Raw genomic sequence first — 15215 nt, 5'->3', positions numbered from 1 at the left:
AGGCCGTGCGCCGCGCCATCCGCTCGGCCGGCGCCAGGCTGTTCTTGCTGCCCAAATACTCGCCTGACCTGAACCCCATCGAGAAGCTCTTTGCAAAGCTAAAGCATTGGCTCCGTAAGGCTGCCAAGCGTACCGTCGAAACCGTCTGTGACGCCATCGGCCAAATCCTCGGCACCGTCTCTTCAACCGAATGCAGAAATTACKTCACAGAGGCAGGCTATGCGCCAACCTAGATTCATCCCGCTCTAGCGCCACAAGAATGCGTGTGAAGGCCTGAACAGCAACGCCTGCCTCGACTCAACTACCCGAGAGTTTGACTGGCAAGCGCATAGGTCACCGGTCCAGCTGAGCCGCCGACGGCAAAATCGTTGAGGGGCTTACCCATCGACATGGTGAGCACCGTGTCGAAAACCGGCATTCCGCTGTGCGACAGAAAGGCGGCGAACTCGCCATTGTCCATGTGAGTGTCGATGCGCAGGAAAGACCCCGAATGGTCGGCTACGTGCGGCCGCACGATCGCAACGGCGTCGGCGTCGCTTTCCGCCACGACCGGCCCCACGACATGGCCCCGCCCGAAGGGCCGACAGAGCGCGAACGCGTTCAGCTTGTCATCCTTGAAAAGACCATATCCGGCCGAGTGCGCGAAAAGCCTTTCGATGAGCGCCGCCCGCCTCACGCCAAACCCTGCCGCGTCGAGCGCGATTGCCGCGGGAATATCTCTTGCGTCCAAAGTCCGGACATCGCCTCGAATATCGGCGGGCCTGGCCATCGTCGGCATCCGGGCGATGCCCTGGCATTGATAGACGGTCTTCTCGGGCTGGAAGTCGAGCGAGAGATAGAGCCGCCTTGCCGCGCGCGTTGCATTAAGGCGCAAGTCGCGGCCGACGACCTTGTCGAAGACCCGCTTCATCAGCCATTGCCCCGCTCCCAGCGTCTGGAGTCGTGGCGATGTGATGACCATCCCCACGGTGGCGAAATCGGTGCCATGCACGAACCACATGGCGGAACCCAGAACCCGGCCGATATCGTCGAGCGCTACGAACCCCTCTCCCGATTCACGCAGGAATTGCCAATCCTCGGCGCGATGCGGCCATCCCACGGAGAGCGAGAGTGCGTGCAGCCGGTCCAGCTCGACGCCTTCGATGTCGCCTATACGCATCGAGAAGGCGTCGATTTTCAAGTTTCCTGGCGGCTTCAAGTCCATGCCTTTGAAATATCCCCGCAAATTGACCGGCGACACGCCGCAGCCGCCCTTTGTCCACCAACGCTAAACAAACAGGCCCGTACGATTTGCTCGAAAGCCCCCTGCCAACGCAAGATTCAACTGAAACATTTCCGCTTTCGGCACGCAATCGCGGGAGAACGCAGACATTCTCGGCGGAAATGTAGCAGCACACAATCGTCGGCATCGATACTGGCGATCCCGATATGCCTTGAGGGCTGGAATGGACGTCTTCGATATCCTCGACCGTCTCGTCGCCTTCCCGTCGGTGGCCGGCAAGCCGAATGGTGATATCACCGGCTGGATCGAGGCCTATCTCGCGGGGTACGGCGCGCAGGTCACGGTGCTGCCGGGGCCGGAAGGCGACCGTTCCAATCTTTTCGCGACGATCGGCCCCGCCGATGTCCCGGGCTACATCCTGTCCGGCCACATGGACGTCGTCCCCGCCGGCGAACCGCAGTGGAGCTCGGCCCCTTTTGCGCTGCGCCAGGAGGGCGAGCGGCTCTATGGACGCGGCACCACGGACATGAAGGGGTTTCTGGCCGCGGTGCTCGCGGCCGTGCCCACTCTGGCGAAGCTGCGCCTTGCCAGGCCAATCCACTTCGCCTTCTCCTATGACGAGGAGGTGGGATGCCGTGGCGTGCCGCATTTGATCGCCCGCCTTGCCGAACTTTGCGCCAAGCCGCTCGGCGTGATCGTCGGCGAGCCAAGCGGCATGCGCGCCGTACGCGGCCACAAGGGCAAGGCGGCTGCCCGCGTGACGATCAGCGGGCGCTCCGGCCATTCCTCGCGACCCGACCTCGGCCTCAACGCCGTCCACGCCATGGCCGAAACGCTGGTTGCGGTCGTGAGCGAAGCCGAGCGGCTGACGCATGGCCCGTTCGACCCAGCCTTCGAGCCGCCCTATTCCTCACTGCAGGCTGGCGTGATCAAGGGCGGACAGTCGGTCAACATCATTCCCGACAGCTGCACGCTGGAGCTGGAGGCGCGCGCCATTCCGGGCGTCGACCCGGCCAGCCTGCTTGCACCGGTAAGGGCGAAGGCAGAGGCCTGTGAGGCCGACGGCTTTCGGGTCGAATGGATGCCGCTCAGCGCCTATCCGGCGCTGTCGCTGCCACAGGACGCGCCGGTGGCGGCGCTGCTACAAGAGCTGACCGGCGAAACGCCGATCGCCGCCGTCAGCTACGGTACCGAGGCCGGACTCTATCAGGCCGCCGGCTTCGACGCGATCATCTGCGGCCCCGGCGACATCGGCCGCGCCCACAAGCCGGATGAGTACATTCTCACCGACGAACTCATCGCCTGCCAGCGATTGACCGAGGCGCTGGGCGCCCGCTGCGCGGCTTAGGGGGAACCGGAATGACATTCCTGTTCAATTCCGATGCGCGGCGCGGGGCGATCTTCGCCGAAGCCTTCGCTAGAGAATTGCCGGACGTCCCCTTCACGATGGATGCCGCAACGGTCGATCCCGACGCCGTACGCTACCTCATCACCTGGACCGCGCCAGAAGACCTCGCGCGCTACCGGAACCTGGAGATCCTGTTCTCCCTTGGCGCGGGTGTGGACCAGTTCCGCCTCGCCACCGTACCGGAACAGGTGAAGATCGTGCGTACTGTCGAGGAAGGCATCATGCGCATGATGCAGGAGTATGTGACGCTTGCCGTGCTCGCCTTGCATCGCAACCTGCCGGAATATCTGGCACAGCAACGCGCCGGCGATTGGCACGATATCGCGCAGCTCCAGGCCGGGTCGCGCCGGATCGGCATGCTTGGTCTTGGACAGCTCGGCCAGGCCGCTCTCGATCGCCTGAAGCCTTTCGGCTTTAAGCTCGCCGGATGGAGCCGCACGCCGCGGCAGATCGAAGGTGTGACCTGTCATCATGGCGAGCTTGGGCTGAAGGAAATGCTCGCCGACAGCGACATACTGGTGTGCCTGCTGCCGCTGACCGAGGATACGCGCGGTTTCCTGAATGCCGACCTGTTTGCGAAGCTGCCCAAGGGCGCTGCGCTCGTCCATACGGGCCGGGGGCCGCAGCTCGACCATGAAGCCCTTCTCGCCGCACTCGACCGCGGCCACCTTTCGGCGGCGATGATCGACGTCACCGATCCCGAACCGCTGCCCGCGGGCCATCCGTTCTGGTCGCATCCGAAGATCATGCTGACCCCGCATATCGCCAGCGTCACCCAGCCGGCGACCGCTGCGCGGGCCGTCATCGAAAATATCAGGCGCTACCACGCCGGGCTCGACCCCATCGGGCTCGTCGACCGTTCGCGCGGCTATTGAAACCCAACCTGAAAGGCCATCCCTTGTCCCTGCTCAAGACCGTCGACACCAGCCCTGCCTTCCCGCCGCGCGAATCCCGGGCGCTGCCCGAACGGCTGATTGCCGGTAACCCCGCTTTCAAGACCTGGGCGCAGGACGCCGCCAAGGGCGATCTCGTCCACACCGGCATCTGGGAAGCGACGCCCGGCGAGACGCGCTCGATCAAGGGGGAGACTTTCGAGTTCTGCCATATCCTCACGGGCGTGATCGAGATCACGCCCGATGGCAGCGAGGCGGTGACCTACCGCGCCGGCGACAGTTTCGTGATGAAGCCTGGCTTCACCGGTGTCTGGAAGACCATTGAAACGGTGCGCAAGATCTACGTCACGGTAGGGTAATGGCGCCCGAGCGAGGTGCTGGCCCCGCAACAGATTTTGCCGTCCCTCATCGCCAGCACGCAACAATCATCCGCGACTGATCGTCGAACGGTGCATGCTGCGCTCCTGCCCGCGCTAGGCTCCCACAGAATGCTGCAAGGTGGTCGCCTATGACGTTGAGCTTCGATCCGGATACTGTCTCCCTTCCCGTCGGCCATTTCATTGGCGGAGAGCTGATCGCGGCCCAGAGTGCGATCGAGATGCGCCGACCGTCGGATGGCAAGGCATACACCGCCAGCCCCGTAGCCGACGTCGATATGGTCGACCGTGCGGTGGCGAACGCCAAGGCGGCGTTGAAGGCCAGCAACTGGGGCGGCGTCCGTCCACGCGAGCGCACCAGGACACTCCAGGCCTGGGCCGACCTGATCGAGGCGGAAGCCGAAACGCTGGCAAAAATCGAGGCGCTGTGCTCGACGCGGCCCGTCGGCCAGCTCATCGCTGGCGACATTGCCATAACCGCCGAGCAGATCCGCTTCTTTGCCGAATTCGCCGACAAGGAAGGCAGCGAACTGGTGCCGACCGACGACGCCAGTCTCGGCATGATCATGAGCGAGCCCTATGGCGTGGTCGGCGCGATCACGCCCTGGAATTTTCCTATCTCGATGGCCGGATGGAAGCTCGGTCCGGCGCTGGCCGCGGGCAATGCGGTGGTGCTGAAGCCGTCGGAAATGACACCCTTCTCGGCCGTCTATATGGCAGGGCTCGCGATCAGGGCGGGCCTGCCGGCCGGGCTAATCAACGTGGTGCTCGGCGACGGTCCGACGACCGGCACGGCGCTGACCGGTCATCCCGAGATCGCCAAGGTCAGCTTCACCGGCTCGACCCGCGCCGGCTCGGCCATCATGGAGAACGTCGCCCGCACCGGCGTCAAACCGATGACGCTGGAACTCGGCGGCAAGAGCCCGCAGATCGTCTTTGCCGATGCCGATCTCGACAAGGCAGCGATGGCGATCGCCGGCAGCGTCACCTTCAACGCCGGTCAGGCCTGTGTGGCCGGTACACGCCTGATCGTCGAGAAGAGTGTCGCCGACAGGCTGACGGCCGCCATCCTGGAGAAGATGAAGGCGGCCCGACCCGGCCCGACCTGGGACGAGGCAACGCAGTATTCGCCCATCATCTCGGAACGGCAGCGGGCGCGTGTCGATAGCATCGTGCGGACCGCAATCCAGGCCGGCGGCGAATGCCTGACCGGCGGCGCCGCCATGGACAGCCCCGGCTATTTCTACGAGCCGACACTGATCGCCAATGTCGACCAGGCCAACCCGGCGATCGTCGAGGAAATCTTCGGCCCGGTCCTGACCATCCAGACCTTCAAGACCGAGGAAGAGGCGCTGGCGCTGTCCAGCCATCCGACCTATGGGCTGGCTTCCGGCCTGTTCACCTCCGATCTGTCCCGTACCATCCGCCTGGCACGCAGGCTCGAAGCGGGCACCGTCTGGGTCAACCGCTACAGCCGCTCGCGCGACCATATCCTGCCGACCGGTGGCTACAAGCGCTCCGGCATCGGCAAGGATCTCGGCCGCGAAGCCTATCTCGCCAACCGCAGGACCAAGAGCGTCCTGATCAGCCTCTAGAGAGATGCCGATGAAGTCCTATTCGATCGCTTTGATCCCCGGTGACGGCATCGGCCGCGATGTGACCGCCGCCGCCTGGACGGTGCTGGAAACCACGGCCAAGACCTTCGGCTTTGCCCTGACGGGGACCGAGCTCCCCTGGTCCTGCCGCTTCTTCAAGGAGACCGGCCGCATGATGCCGGAGGACGGCATCGACACCTTGCGCAGCTTCGACGCCATCCTTCTCGGCGCCGTCGGCTGGCCGGCGGAGGTGCCGGATTCGGTCTCGCTGCACGGCCTGCTGCTGCCGATCCGCAAGGCGTTCGTGCAATATGCCAACATAAGACCGCACCGCCTGCTGCCGGGGGTCACCGGCCCGTTGCGTGCGGAAAACTTCGACATCCTCTGCATCCGCGAGAACACCGAAGGCGAATATTCGGGCGCCGGCGGGCGCGTGCATCAAGGCACACTGGACGAGGTCGCAGTGGAGACCTCGATCTTCACCCGTGCCGGCGTCGAGCGCATCCTGCGCTTCGGCTTCGAGCAGGCGCGGTCGCGTCGACGCAAGCTGGCCTCGGTCACCAAGTCAAACGCGCAGAAATATTCGATGGTGTTCTGGGACGACATCACGCGAAAGCTGGCCGCGGAGTATCCGGACGTCGAAGTGACGAGCTATCATGTTGATGCGCTCGCCGCGCGCATGATCATGGCACCGGAGAGCCTCGACGTGGTCGTCGCCTCCAACCTGTTCGGCGACATACTGACCGACATCGGCGCGGCGATCCAGGGTGGGCTCGGTTACGCTGCCTCCGCCAATATCAATCCCGACCGCTCGGCGCCGTCCATGTTCGAGCCTGTGCACGGCTCCGCGCCCGACATCGCCCATCTCGGCATCGCCAATCCGATCGCCACCATATGGTCCGGCGCCATGATGCTCGACCATCTCGGCGAAGCGGCCGCCGCCGGCCGGGTCATGCAAGCGGTCGAAGCGACAACCGCGCGCGGCATTGGAACCACTCCGGGCAAAGACAGAACGGAGGCCATCACGGCCGCCGTCGTCGCAGCCCTCTCCTGATTGCAAGGTCGTTTTCGATGAAAAACCTGAAAGACAAAAACCTCTTCCGCGAAGCCGGCCTGATCGGCGGCAAATGGGTCGCGGCCGCTTCCGGAAAGACGGTCGATGTCGTCGATCCGGCGACCCAGACGACGATCGGCACGGTGCCCGATATGGCCGGTCCGGAGACCCAGGCGGCCATCGAGGCAGCGGCGTCCGCTTATGCTGGCTGGAAGAAGAAGACCAACGCCGAGCGCGCTGGCCTGCTGGAGGCCTGGCATGGTCTGATGCTCGCGCATCTGGACGATCTCGCCCTGATCCTGACGACCGAACAGGGCAAGCCGCTGGACGAGGCCAAAGGCGAAATCCGCTACGGCGCGTCCTTCGTCAAATGGTTCGCCGAGGAAGCGCGCCGGATCAATGGCCACACAATCCCCTCGCCGACGCCGGACCGACGCATCATCGTGCTGAAGGAGCCGGTCGGGGTGTGCGGCATCATCACGCCGTGGAACTTTCCCAACGCGATGATCACCCGCAAGGTCGCGCCGGCGCTGGCCGCCGGCTGCACGGTGGTGATCAAGCCATCCGAGTTCACGCCCTATTCGGCGCTGGCACTCGGCGTGCTTGCCGAACGGGCGGGCATCCCCGCCGGCGTCATCAACATCGTCACCGGCATGCCGGCCGAGATCGGCAACGAGATCATGGCGAACGAGACCGTTCGCAAGATCTCCTTCACCGGCTCGACGCGGGTCGGTTCGCTGCTGATGCGCGGCGCGGCCGACAGCGTGAAGCGGCTCAGCCTCGAACTCGGCGGCAACGCGCCCCTCATCGTCTTCGACGACGCCGATCTCGATCTCGCCGTCGAGGGCGCGCTTGTCTCGAAATTCCGTAACGGCGGCCAGACCTGCGTCTGCGCCAACCGAATTCTTGTCCAGGCTGGGGTCTATGACGCATTCGCTGCGAAGCTCAATGCTCGAGTCAACGCCATGACGGTGGGGCCAGGCACCCAGCCCGGCGTCGCCATCGGGCCGATGATCAACATGGCGGCGGTCGAAAAGATCAACCGCCACGTCGAGGACGCGCTCGCCAAGGGTGCTTCGATCATCACAACCAGGCCGGCATTGCCCGACGGTCCTCAGTATGTCGCGCCGCTGGTGCTGACCGGCGCCACAAAGGACATGCAGCTCGCCGCCGAGGAAACCTTCGGCCCGGTCGCGCCGCTTTTCCGGTTCGAGACGGAAGAGGAGGCGATCACGCTCGCCAACTGTACGCCCTACGGGCTTGCTTCCTACTTCTACACCGAGAACCTGAAACGCGCCTGGCGCGTCGGCGAGGCGCTGGAGTTCGGCATGGTGGGGCTCAACACCGGCTCGGTCTCGATGGAAGTGGCCCCCTTCGGCGGCGTCAAGCAGTCCGGCCTCGGCCGTGAGGGCGCGCAGGCAGGCATAGAGGAATATCTCGAGATGAAGAGCTTCCACATGGGCGGGCTTAGCTGAGGCAATTTGGCTGACAGCCCGAGCGGGCCGGATCGAAGCTCACTGGATCCGGTCGAGCGCCTTGTAATAGAGGCCGACCACCGGCAGGAACCAGGGCTTGCCGGAATAGCCGGGAATGGAAGGCCACTCGAGCCCCTTCATTGGATTGCGGTCTTCGCGGCCGAGCATCGCATCGGCCAGGATCATGCCGAGATGGGTGGAAAGCTGCGCGCCGTGGCCGGAATAGCCCATCGCGTACCAGACACCGTCTTGGTAGCCGGCCCGCGGAAAACGGTCCTTGGTCATGTCGACCAACCCACCCCAGCAATAGTCGATCTCGACCTTGGCGAGCTGCGGGAAGATAGCCGCGAGGCCCGCCTGCAATATCTGTCCGCTCCTGGCATCGGAGCGCTGGTCCGATGTCGCCGAGAAGCGTGCGCGGCCGCCGAAGATCAGGCGCCTGTCCGGCGAAAGCCGGAAGTAGTTGCCGATATTCATCGAGGTCACGCATGTCCGGTTGCCAGGCATGGTCGCCGCGATCTCGGCGTCACTCAACGGCCGCGTGGCAATGATGAAGCTGCCGACGGAAATGATCCTGCGACGGAAGTAACTGAAATTCGGCGTGGTGTAGGCGCCGGTCGCCACCAGCACATTGTCGGCGCTGATGCGGCCGCGAGAGGTGGTCAGCTCATGCCTGCCGCCGGCCTGCTTGCGGTCCGTCACCGCCGTGTTCTCGTGGATCACCGCACCGTGGCGAGCGGCGGCCGTGGCCAGGCCTGCCACATAGCGGCCCATATGCATCATGGCGCTCTTCTTCGACAGCATCGCGCCGTGGAAGGGCGAACCGATCTCGGATTTGAGGTCGGCCGCCGACAGCAGCGCTGTATCCGGATCCACTTCCGCATGGAGGGCTTCGAAGTTGCGGGCGATCGCTTCGAAATGCTGCGGCTTGGAGGCGAGCTTCAGCTTGCCGGCGCGGCGGAAATTGCAGTCGATGCCCTCTTCGGCAACCAGCGCCTCGATGGTGTCGACGGAGTCGTCGAGCGCCCGATAGAGCGCGATCGCGCGTTCCTTGCCGAGCTCCGCCTTGGCCGAGAGGTAGCTGTGGGCGAGGCCGTTGTTCAGGTGCCCGCCATTGCGACCGGATGCGCCCCAGCCCACCCGCTCCGCCTCCAGCACCGCCACCTTCGCGCCGGCCTTCGCCAGTTGGCGCGCCGCGGCGAGACCGGTGAAGCCGCCACCGACGATGACGGCGTCATAGTGCCCCTCGACCGGGCCTTGCGCTCCGCCGGAAAAGACAGGGGCGGTATCGTGCCAGTAGGAGATCAGTTTCATCGACGATCCGCCTGTTTCAAAGCCCGACCACTCCCGGAAGACCGGAAATGTCTGATATCTCGACATAGCCATAGTAAGGGTTTGCCGGTTCGTGGCCGCGATTGACCCAGACCTTGTTCTTAATGCCGAGATCATGTGCCGACATCAGGTCGTAGCGGAACGAGGACGAGCAGTGAAGAATATCTTCCGGCCCGCAACCCAGCATGTCGAGCATGTACTCGAACCCCTTGAACCGGGGCTTGTAGGCCTGCGCCTGCTCGGCCGTATAAACGGCATGGAACGGCGCGCCGAGCTTCTCGACATTGGACATGATCTGCGCGTTCATGGCGTTGGACAGGATGACCAGCGGAATTTCCTTGGCCACCTTCGCCAGGCCGGCCGGAACATCTGCATGCGGGCCCCAAGTCGGGACACGTTCATAAACCAACCTGGCGTCGTCAGGGCTGAAGGCAACACCATTGCGCTTGCAGGCCCGTTCGAGCGCGTTGTGGACAACGTCGGCATAAGGCTTCCAGTCACCCATGATCTCGTCGAGCCGATAGGCGGCGAAGTTCTTGATGAACTCCTTCATACGCGGTTCGTCGAGCCGGCTGCCGTAAAGGTCTCGCGCCGCTTCCGCCATCTGGAAATTGGTCAACGTGCCATAGCAGTCGAAGGTGATGTATTTGGGCCTGAAAGAAGCCATGTCCGTCGATCTCCAGTGGAACCACATTCGCGTTGGGATGTATTTCATCATAGGACGGGTGACGGCGACCCACCTGACCGAAATCGCCCTCCCGAAAGCAGAAAGTTCCGTATCCACCATCCGGTTTGGCACGCTGTAGCATCTGGTGTGTCGAACGCGACGCCGCGCGTGACGTGACGCGCGTCCGTCGTGGCGGGCGCCAGCACAAGATGCGGCGTACCCCTCGCGCTACGGCGAAAGATACCGCCGAAGCCGAAGCCTTCAGACGATTTGCGACGCGCCAATCGTCGAGACTTGAGGGCAGACGGAAGGATGCCTCATGCACCAGGGCGAGATCGAGATTCAGGACTTCGGGCCGGACCATATCGAGGGAGCAGTGGCGCTTTCTCGCCAGGAGAATTGGCCGCATCGCGCGCAGGACTGGCAGATGGCGCTGCGGCTCTCAAGGGGCGTGGTCGCGCTCGACGACCAGGGTCGTGTCACCGGAACCATCCTGGTGACGCCCTACGGCACGGATTGCGCCATGATCAACATGGTGATCGTCGACAGGAACGTGCGTGGCAAGGGGCTCGGGCGCCGGCTCATGGATCAGGCCCTCGCCCTTGCCGGCGACCGTCCGCTGCGGCTCGTCGCGACGACTGACGGCATGCCTCTCTATGAGAAGCTCGGGTTTGTGTCCTCCGGCACGATCCGGCAGCATCAAGGTACGGTTGCAGCGCTCGGCGCACCCGATGGCGTGGAAGCAGCAGGCGCCGGCGATCTGCCTGACATCAAGACGCTGGACCGCGACGCCTATGGCGCCGACCGGGAAGCCCTGATCGATGCGCTGGCCGAACGCGGCCAATTCGCCGTTATCCGCCGCAACGGCACCATCGAGGCCTATGCCGCGATCCGCCCGTTTGGACGCGGTGAGGTGATCGGACCGGTCATCGCGGAAAGCGCTGACAGCGCGAAGGCCCTGATTGGCTTCTTCGCCGCGAGCCGCCCCGGCGCCTTTCTGCGCGTGGATACCGACAGCAGGACCGGCCTTGCCGGCTGGCTCGAAGACATCGGCCTTGCCCATGTCGGCGGCGGCGTGGCCATGGACCGTCCACCCAAGAACGGCGCGGAACAGGCCAGGCCAAAAGTTTACGCCCTCGCCAACCAGGCGCTCGGCTAGGAGGACAACAATGCTCGCCAATTCCCTGATCGAACTCGACCGCGCCCATCTCATCCATCCTGTCTCATCATACCGCGGCCATGAGGCGCTCGGCGTGCGCGTCTTGAAATCGGCGAAGGGCGCGACCGTGACCGATGCGTCCGGCAAGCAACTCGTTGACGGTTTTGCGGGGCTGTGGTGCGTCAATGCCGGCTACGGCCATGACAGCATCGTCGAGGCTGCGGCCCGGCAGATGCGCGAGCTCCCCTACGCCACTGCCTATTTCGACCTCGGCTCGGAGCCGGCCATCCGCCTCGCCTCGGAATTGGCTGAGCGCGCGCCCGGGAATCTCAATCACGTCTATTTCACGCTCGGCGGGTCGGACGCGGTCGACAGCACGATCCGTTTCGTCCGCTACTACTGGAATGCCAGGGGCGAGTCGAAGCGCGACCAGTTCATTTCCATCGAGCTGGGTTATCACGGGTCATCGGTGGTCGGCGCTGGCCTGACCGCATTGCCCGCCTTTCACGCCGGTTTCGGCATTCCTTTCGAATGGCAGCACAAGATCCCCTCCCCCTATCCCTATCGCAACCCGGTGGGCGAGGACGCCAACGCGATCATCGCCGCATCGCTCGCCGCGCTGAAGGCCAAGATCGAGGAGATTGGACCGGAGCGGGTCGCTGCCTTCTATGCCGAGCCGATCCAGGGCTCGGGCGGCGTCATTGTCCCGCCGAAGGGCTGGGTCAAGGCGATACGCGAACTCTGCCGGAAGTACGGCATCCTGTTCATCGCCGACGAGGTGATCACCGGCTTCGGCCGCACGGGACCTCTGTTCGCCTGCACGGAGGAGGACATCGTTCCCGACTTCATGACGACCGCGAAGGGGCTGACCTCGGGCTATGTTCCTATGGGCGCCGTATTCATGTCTGATCATGTCTACAACGTCATCGCCGATGGCGCTGGCGCTTCGGCGGTCGGCCACGGCTACACCTATTCCGCCCATCCCGTCAGCGCCGCCGTCGCGCTCGAGGTGTTGAAGCTCTATGAAGGCGGCCTGCTGGAGAATGGTATCAAGGCCGGAGCGCGCCTTATGGCAGGATTGGCAGGCCTGAGCGATCACCCGCTCGTCGGCGATGTTCGCGGTCGCGGGATGCTTGCCGCGATCGAACTGGTGGTCGACAAAAAGAAGAAGACACCGCTTCCCGCATCGGCCATGCCGGCGCGGCGCGTCTTCGACAGGGCGTGGGACAATGGCCTGATCATTCGAGCCTTTGCCAACGGGGTTATCGGTTACGCTCCCCCGCTCTGCTGCACCGACGACGACATCGATGCGATCATCGAGCGCACGCGCCGGACGCTCGACCAGACGCTGGACGATGCCGACGTCCGCCAGGCCCTGGCATGACGGGCGACAAATACCACGCGTTTCGAAATAGCGCCCGGGCAGACGATTTCGCAATTTTGTGCCGCAGCCCAGCGCCTTTTCGGCGAATCCAGCGCGGGGGAAGTGCCAGACTGCTCATAAGACAAGGCCAGAAGCCCCGAACTTCCGGGTGAAAAGGCCGATGCCCCGGACAGCACGGAATTTTGTTCTGTTCAGCACCATGCAATTCGGCCGCGCGCAGAGGAGAGCCAGTCTTGGCCAGGGGCTTTAGCGAATTCAAATACATGACCTTCGACGTCGTCGGCACGCTGATTGACTTCGAAGGTGGCATCACGACCTGCCTGGCCGGGATTGCCGCCAACGCTGGCGTTTCCGTCGATGGCGAAGCCGCGCTGGCCCTGTATCGGCAGGCCCGCTACATGCCCGATGCGGGCCTGTTCCCCGACGATCTCGTACGTGTCTACATGGTCATCGCGCCGCAACTCGGCCTGCCGGTCGAGGAGAAATATGGCGTGCGCCTACGCGACTCCGCCAACGCCTGGCAAGGTTTCGCCGACAGCGCTGCGGCATTGGCCGAGCTTGCGAAATCGCACAAGCTGATTGCCATGACCAATGCCCGGCGTTGGGCGCTCGACCATTTCGAGAAGCGGCTCGGATCGCCCTTCTTCGCCACCTTCACCGCCGACGATACCGGAACGGAGAAACCGGATCCGGCGTTCTTCCAGAAGGTCTTCGATTTCGTCGTCTCCCGTGGTGACAGCAAGGACGACATCCTGCACGTCGCGCAGAGCCAGTATCACGATATCGGCATATCGCGGGCGCTTGGCTTGACCAACTGCTGGATCGAACGCCGGCACGCCCAGAAGGGCTATGGCGGCACGATCGAGCCCGAGCGCTTCACCGCGCCGGACTACCACTTCACCTCAATGGCCGCATTGGCGGCGGCCGTGCGGGAAAGCCTGAAGGAACGAATCTGAGCCCAAGCCCGGAAAGCCGCGACAAGACGAGCATCCCGACCAAACAACCAGAAAGGGGAATACCATGACCGACAAGATCACGAACTGGACCAGCGCAGACGATGCCATGGTCGAAAACGCCATCCGCCGGGGCGCAAGCCGCCGCGAACTTCTCAAGATGCTGTTGGCCGGCGGCGCCGCGGTTGCCGCGGGCAGCCTGGTGCTCGGCCGCGCCACCAATGCCGTCGCCGCCGAGCCGGTTTCCGGCGGAACGTTCAAGGCCGCCGGCTGGTCGTCATCGACCGCCGACACGCTCGATCCGGCAAAGGCGTCGCTCTCCACCGACTATGTCCGCTGCTGCTCGCTCTACAACCGCCTGACTTTCCTCGACAAGGGTGGCGTCACGCAGATGGAGCTCGCCGAGAGTTTCGACAGCAAGGACGCCAAGACCTGGACCGTGAAGCTGCGCAAGGGCGTCACCTTCCACGACGGCAAGGATCTCACCGCCGACGACGTCGTCTTCTCGCTGAAGCGTCATCTTGATCCGGCGGTCGGCTCCAAGGTCGCCAAGATCGCCGCACAGATGACCGGCTTCAAGGCGGTCGACAAGTCGACCGTGGAAATCACGCTCGCCGACCCGAATGCCGACCTGCCGACCATCCTTGCGCTGCACCATTTCATGATCGTCCAGGACGGCACCACGGACTTCTCCAAGGGCAAAGGCACCGGCGCCTTTGTGCTGCAAACCTTCGAACCGGGCGTACGTTCGGTGGTCACCAAGAACAAGAACTACTGGAAGTCGGGCAAGCCCTATCTCGACTCCTTCGAGTTCATCGCCATCAGCGACGACAGCGCCCGCGTCAACGCCCTGCTTTCCGGCGACATCAATTTTGCGGCCTCGATCAATCCGCGTGCGATGAAGCTCATCGGCGGCCAGCAGGGTTTCGAATTGTCGAAGACGACTTCGGGCAACTACACCGACCTCAACATCCGGCTCGACATGGATCCGGGCAGCAAGGCCGACTTCGTGGCGGGCATGAAGTATCTCGTCAACCGCGAGCAGATCGTCAAATCGGCCTTGCGCGGCCTCGGCGAAATCGGCAACGACCAGCCTGTCTCGCCGGCAAATATCTTCCACAATCCCGACGTCAAGCCGAAGGCTTTCGACCCGGACAAGGCGAAGTTCCACTTCCAGAAGGCCGGCCTGCTCGGCCAGTCCATCCCGGTGATCGCCTCCGACGCCGCCACCTCGTCGATCGACATGGCGGTGATCATCCAGGCCGCCGGCGCGGATATCGGCATGAAGCTCGACGTCCAGCGCGTCCCGGCCGACGGCTACTGGGACAATTACTGGCTCAAGGCGCCGATCCATTTCGGCAACATCAATCCGCGCCCGACGCCGGACATCCTGTTCTCGCTCCTCTACGCTTCCAACGCGCCGTGGAACGAAAGCCAGTACAAGTCCGAGAAGTTCGACAAGATGCTCATCGAGGCGCGCGGCTCGCTCGACCAGGCCAAGCGCAAGGAGATCTACGGCCAGATGCAGGCTATGGTCTCCGAGGAGGCCGGCACCATCATCCCGGCCTACATTTCCAACGTCGACGCCCTCTCCAGCAAGGTGAAGGGTTTGGAAGCGAACCCGCTCGGTGGCATGATGGGCTATGCAATGGCGGAATATCTCTGGCTCGAAGCCTGAGAGAAGCCAGCCGGGGGC

Annotated in this window: 15 protein-coding genes; 12 read left to right on the top strand and 3 right to left on the bottom strand. The window is 64.0% G+C overall.

Annotation, left to right across the window (positions count from 1 at the left end; translation table 11 throughout):
* Window positions 1–233 (top strand): transposase (locus AC1DXN_RS29050; RefSeq protein WP_477421768.1); only part of this gene is annotated, 233 nt, incomplete at its 5' end.
* 68 nt (window positions 234–301) lie between these two features.
* Here AC1DXN_RS29050 and AC1DXN_RS29045 read toward each other — a convergent pair.
* Window positions 302–1204, bottom strand: a complete 903-nt coding sequence (locus AC1DXN_RS29045) for a GNAT family N-acetyltransferase (RefSeq protein WP_477277973.1) — start codon at window positions 1202–1204, stop codon at window positions 302–304.
* A gap of 241 nt (window positions 1205–1445) precedes the next feature.
* Here AC1DXN_RS29045 and argE point away from each other — a divergent pair, with 241 nt between their 5' ends.
* The 6 genes from argE (at window position 1446) to AC1DXN_RS29015 (ending at window position 8024) form a co-directional block, all read left to right on the top strand.
* Window positions 1446–2570 carry an acetylornithine deacetylase gene (argE, locus tag AC1DXN_RS29040; RefSeq protein ID WP_477277961.1) on the top strand — a complete coding sequence of 375 codons (1125 nt, stop codon included), beginning with the start codon at window positions 1446–1448 and terminating at the stop codon, window positions 2568–2570.
* Window positions 2571–2581: 11 nt separating this feature from the next.
* Window positions 2582–3505, top strand: a complete 924-nt coding sequence (locus AC1DXN_RS29035; RefSeq protein ID WP_477277959.1) for a 2-hydroxyacid dehydrogenase — start codon at window positions 2582–2584, stop codon at window positions 3503–3505.
* 23 nt (window positions 3506–3528) lie between these two features.
* Window positions 3529–3882, top strand: a complete 354-nt coding sequence (locus tag AC1DXN_RS29030) for a cupin domain-containing protein (RefSeq protein ID WP_477244123.1) — start codon at window positions 3529–3531, stop codon at window positions 3880–3882.
* A 149-nt stretch (window positions 3883–4031) separates the two neighbouring features.
* The gene (locus AC1DXN_RS29025) at window positions 4032–5495 is read left to right on the top strand and encodes an aldehyde dehydrogenase family protein (protein WP_477277957.1); all 1464 of its coding nucleotides are present in this window, start codon (window positions 4032–4034) and stop codon (window positions 5493–5495) included.
* A gap of 10 nt (window positions 5496–5505) precedes the next feature.
* Complete coding sequence (locus tag AC1DXN_RS29020) at window positions 5506–6549, top strand: tartrate dehydrogenase (protein ID WP_477277955.1); 1044 nt, start codon at window positions 5506–5508, stop codon at window positions 6547–6549.
* A gap of 17 nt (window positions 6550–6566) precedes the next feature.
* Entirely contained in the window at window positions 6567–8024 is a 1458-nt protein-coding gene (locus AC1DXN_RS29015; protein ID WP_477277953.1) for an NAD-dependent succinate-semialdehyde dehydrogenase, read from the top strand.
* A gap of 39 nt (window positions 8025–8063) precedes the next feature.
* On the opposite strand, the gene AC1DXN_RS29010 is transcribed toward AC1DXN_RS29015, so the two are convergent.
* Entirely contained in the window at window positions 8064–9338 is a 1275-nt protein-coding gene (locus tag AC1DXN_RS29010) for an NAD(P)/FAD-dependent oxidoreductase (protein ID WP_477277951.1), read from the bottom strand.
* A 16-nt stretch (window positions 9339–9354) separates the two neighbouring features.
* Window positions 9355–10023, bottom strand: a complete 669-nt coding sequence (locus AC1DXN_RS29005) for a haloacid dehalogenase type II (RefSeq protein ID WP_477277949.1) — start codon at window positions 10021–10023, stop codon at window positions 9355–9357.
* On the opposite strand from AC1DXN_RS29005, the gene AC1DXN_RS29000 reads away from it, so the two are divergent.
* The 5 genes from AC1DXN_RS29000 to AC1DXN_RS28980 all read left to right on the top strand — a co-directional run bounded on the left by AC1DXN_RS29000 (window position 10022) and on the right by AC1DXN_RS28980 (window position 15197).
* Window positions 10022–10162, top strand: a complete 141-nt coding sequence (locus AC1DXN_RS29000) for a hypothetical protein (protein ID WP_477277947.1) — start codon at window positions 10022–10024, stop codon at window positions 10160–10162. The genes AC1DXN_RS29005 and AC1DXN_RS29000 overlap by 2 nt on opposite strands.
* Before the next feature lie 180 nt (window positions 10163–10342).
* On the top strand, window positions 10343–11182 hold the full coding sequence (locus AC1DXN_RS28995; RefSeq protein WP_477277945.1) for a GNAT family N-acetyltransferase: 840 nt from the start codon (window positions 10343–10345) through the stop codon (window positions 11180–11182).
* A gap of 10 nt (window positions 11183–11192) precedes the next feature.
* A complete protein-coding gene (locus AC1DXN_RS28990; protein ID WP_477277943.1) occupies window positions 11193–12566 on the top strand; it encodes an aminotransferase class III-fold pyridoxal phosphate-dependent enzyme in 1374 nt (457 codons plus the stop codon).
* A 263-nt stretch (window positions 12567–12829) separates the two neighbouring features.
* On the top strand, window positions 12830–13522 hold the full coding sequence (locus AC1DXN_RS28985) for an HAD-IA family hydrolase (protein WP_477277971.1): 693 nt from the start codon (window positions 12830–12832) through the stop codon (window positions 13520–13522).
* A 64-nt stretch (window positions 13523–13586) separates the two neighbouring features.
* Window positions 13587–15197: an ABC transporter substrate-binding protein gene (locus AC1DXN_RS28980; protein WP_477244108.1), complete on the top strand. Its 1611-nt coding sequence runs from the start codon at window positions 13587–13589 to the stop codon at window positions 15195–15197.
* Window positions 15198–15215 lie beyond the last annotated feature (18 nt).

The organism is Mesorhizobium sp. P2_H9 (assembly GCF_056403215.1).
Note: the sequence above shows the minus strand (reverse complement) of the source record. Positions and strands in the feature narration are given on the sequence as shown.

What these genes read in the sequence shown, in the direction of transcription:
- AC1DXN_RS28980 (WP_477244108.1), top strand. Translation starts at nt 13,587, where the DNA reads ATGACCGACAAGATCACGAACTGGACCAGCGCAGACGATGCCATGGTC.
- AC1DXN_RS29010 (WP_477277951.1), bottom strand. Translation starts at nt 9,338, where the DNA reads ATGAAACTGATCTCCTACTGGCACGATACCGCCCCTGTCTTTTCCGGC.
- AC1DXN_RS29000 (WP_477277947.1), top strand. Translation starts at nt 10,022, where the DNA reads ATGTCCGTCGATCTCCAGTGGAACCACATTCGCGTTGGGATGTATTTC.
- AC1DXN_RS28985 (WP_477277971.1), top strand. Translation starts at nt 12,830, where the DNA reads ATGACCTTCGACGTCGTCGGCACGCTGATTGACTTCGAAGGTGGCATC.
- AC1DXN_RS29045 (WP_477277973.1), bottom strand. Translation starts at nt 1,204, where the DNA reads ATGGACTTGAAGCCGCCAGGAAACTTGAAAATCGACGCCTTCTCGATG.
- AC1DXN_RS29035 (WP_477277959.1), top strand. Translation starts at nt 2,582, where the DNA reads ATGACATTCCTGTTCAATTCCGATGCGCGGCGCGGGGCGATCTTCGCC.
- AC1DXN_RS29020 (WP_477277955.1), top strand. Translation starts at nt 5,506, where the DNA reads ATGAAGTCCTATTCGATCGCTTTGATCCCCGGTGACGGCATCGGCCGC.
- AC1DXN_RS29015 (WP_477277953.1), top strand. Translation starts at nt 6,567, where the DNA reads ATGAAAAACCTGAAAGACAAAAACCTCTTCCGCGAAGCCGGCCTGATC.
- AC1DXN_RS29025 (WP_477277957.1), top strand. Translation starts at nt 4,032, where the DNA reads ATGACGTTGAGCTTCGATCCGGATACTGTCTCCCTTCCCGTCGGCCAT.
- argE (WP_477277961.1), top strand. Translation starts at nt 1,446, where the DNA reads ATGGACGTCTTCGATATCCTCGACCGTCTCGTCGCCTTCCCGTCGGTG.
- AC1DXN_RS28995 (WP_477277945.1), top strand. Translation starts at nt 10,343, where the DNA reads ATGCACCAGGGCGAGATCGAGATTCAGGACTTCGGGCCGGACCATATC.
- AC1DXN_RS28990 (WP_477277943.1), top strand. Translation starts at nt 11,193, where the DNA reads ATGCTCGCCAATTCCCTGATCGAACTCGACCGCGCCCATCTCATCCAT.
- AC1DXN_RS29005 (WP_477277949.1), bottom strand. Translation starts at nt 10,023, where the DNA reads ATGGCTTCTTTCAGGCCCAAATACATCACCTTCGACTGCTATGGCACG.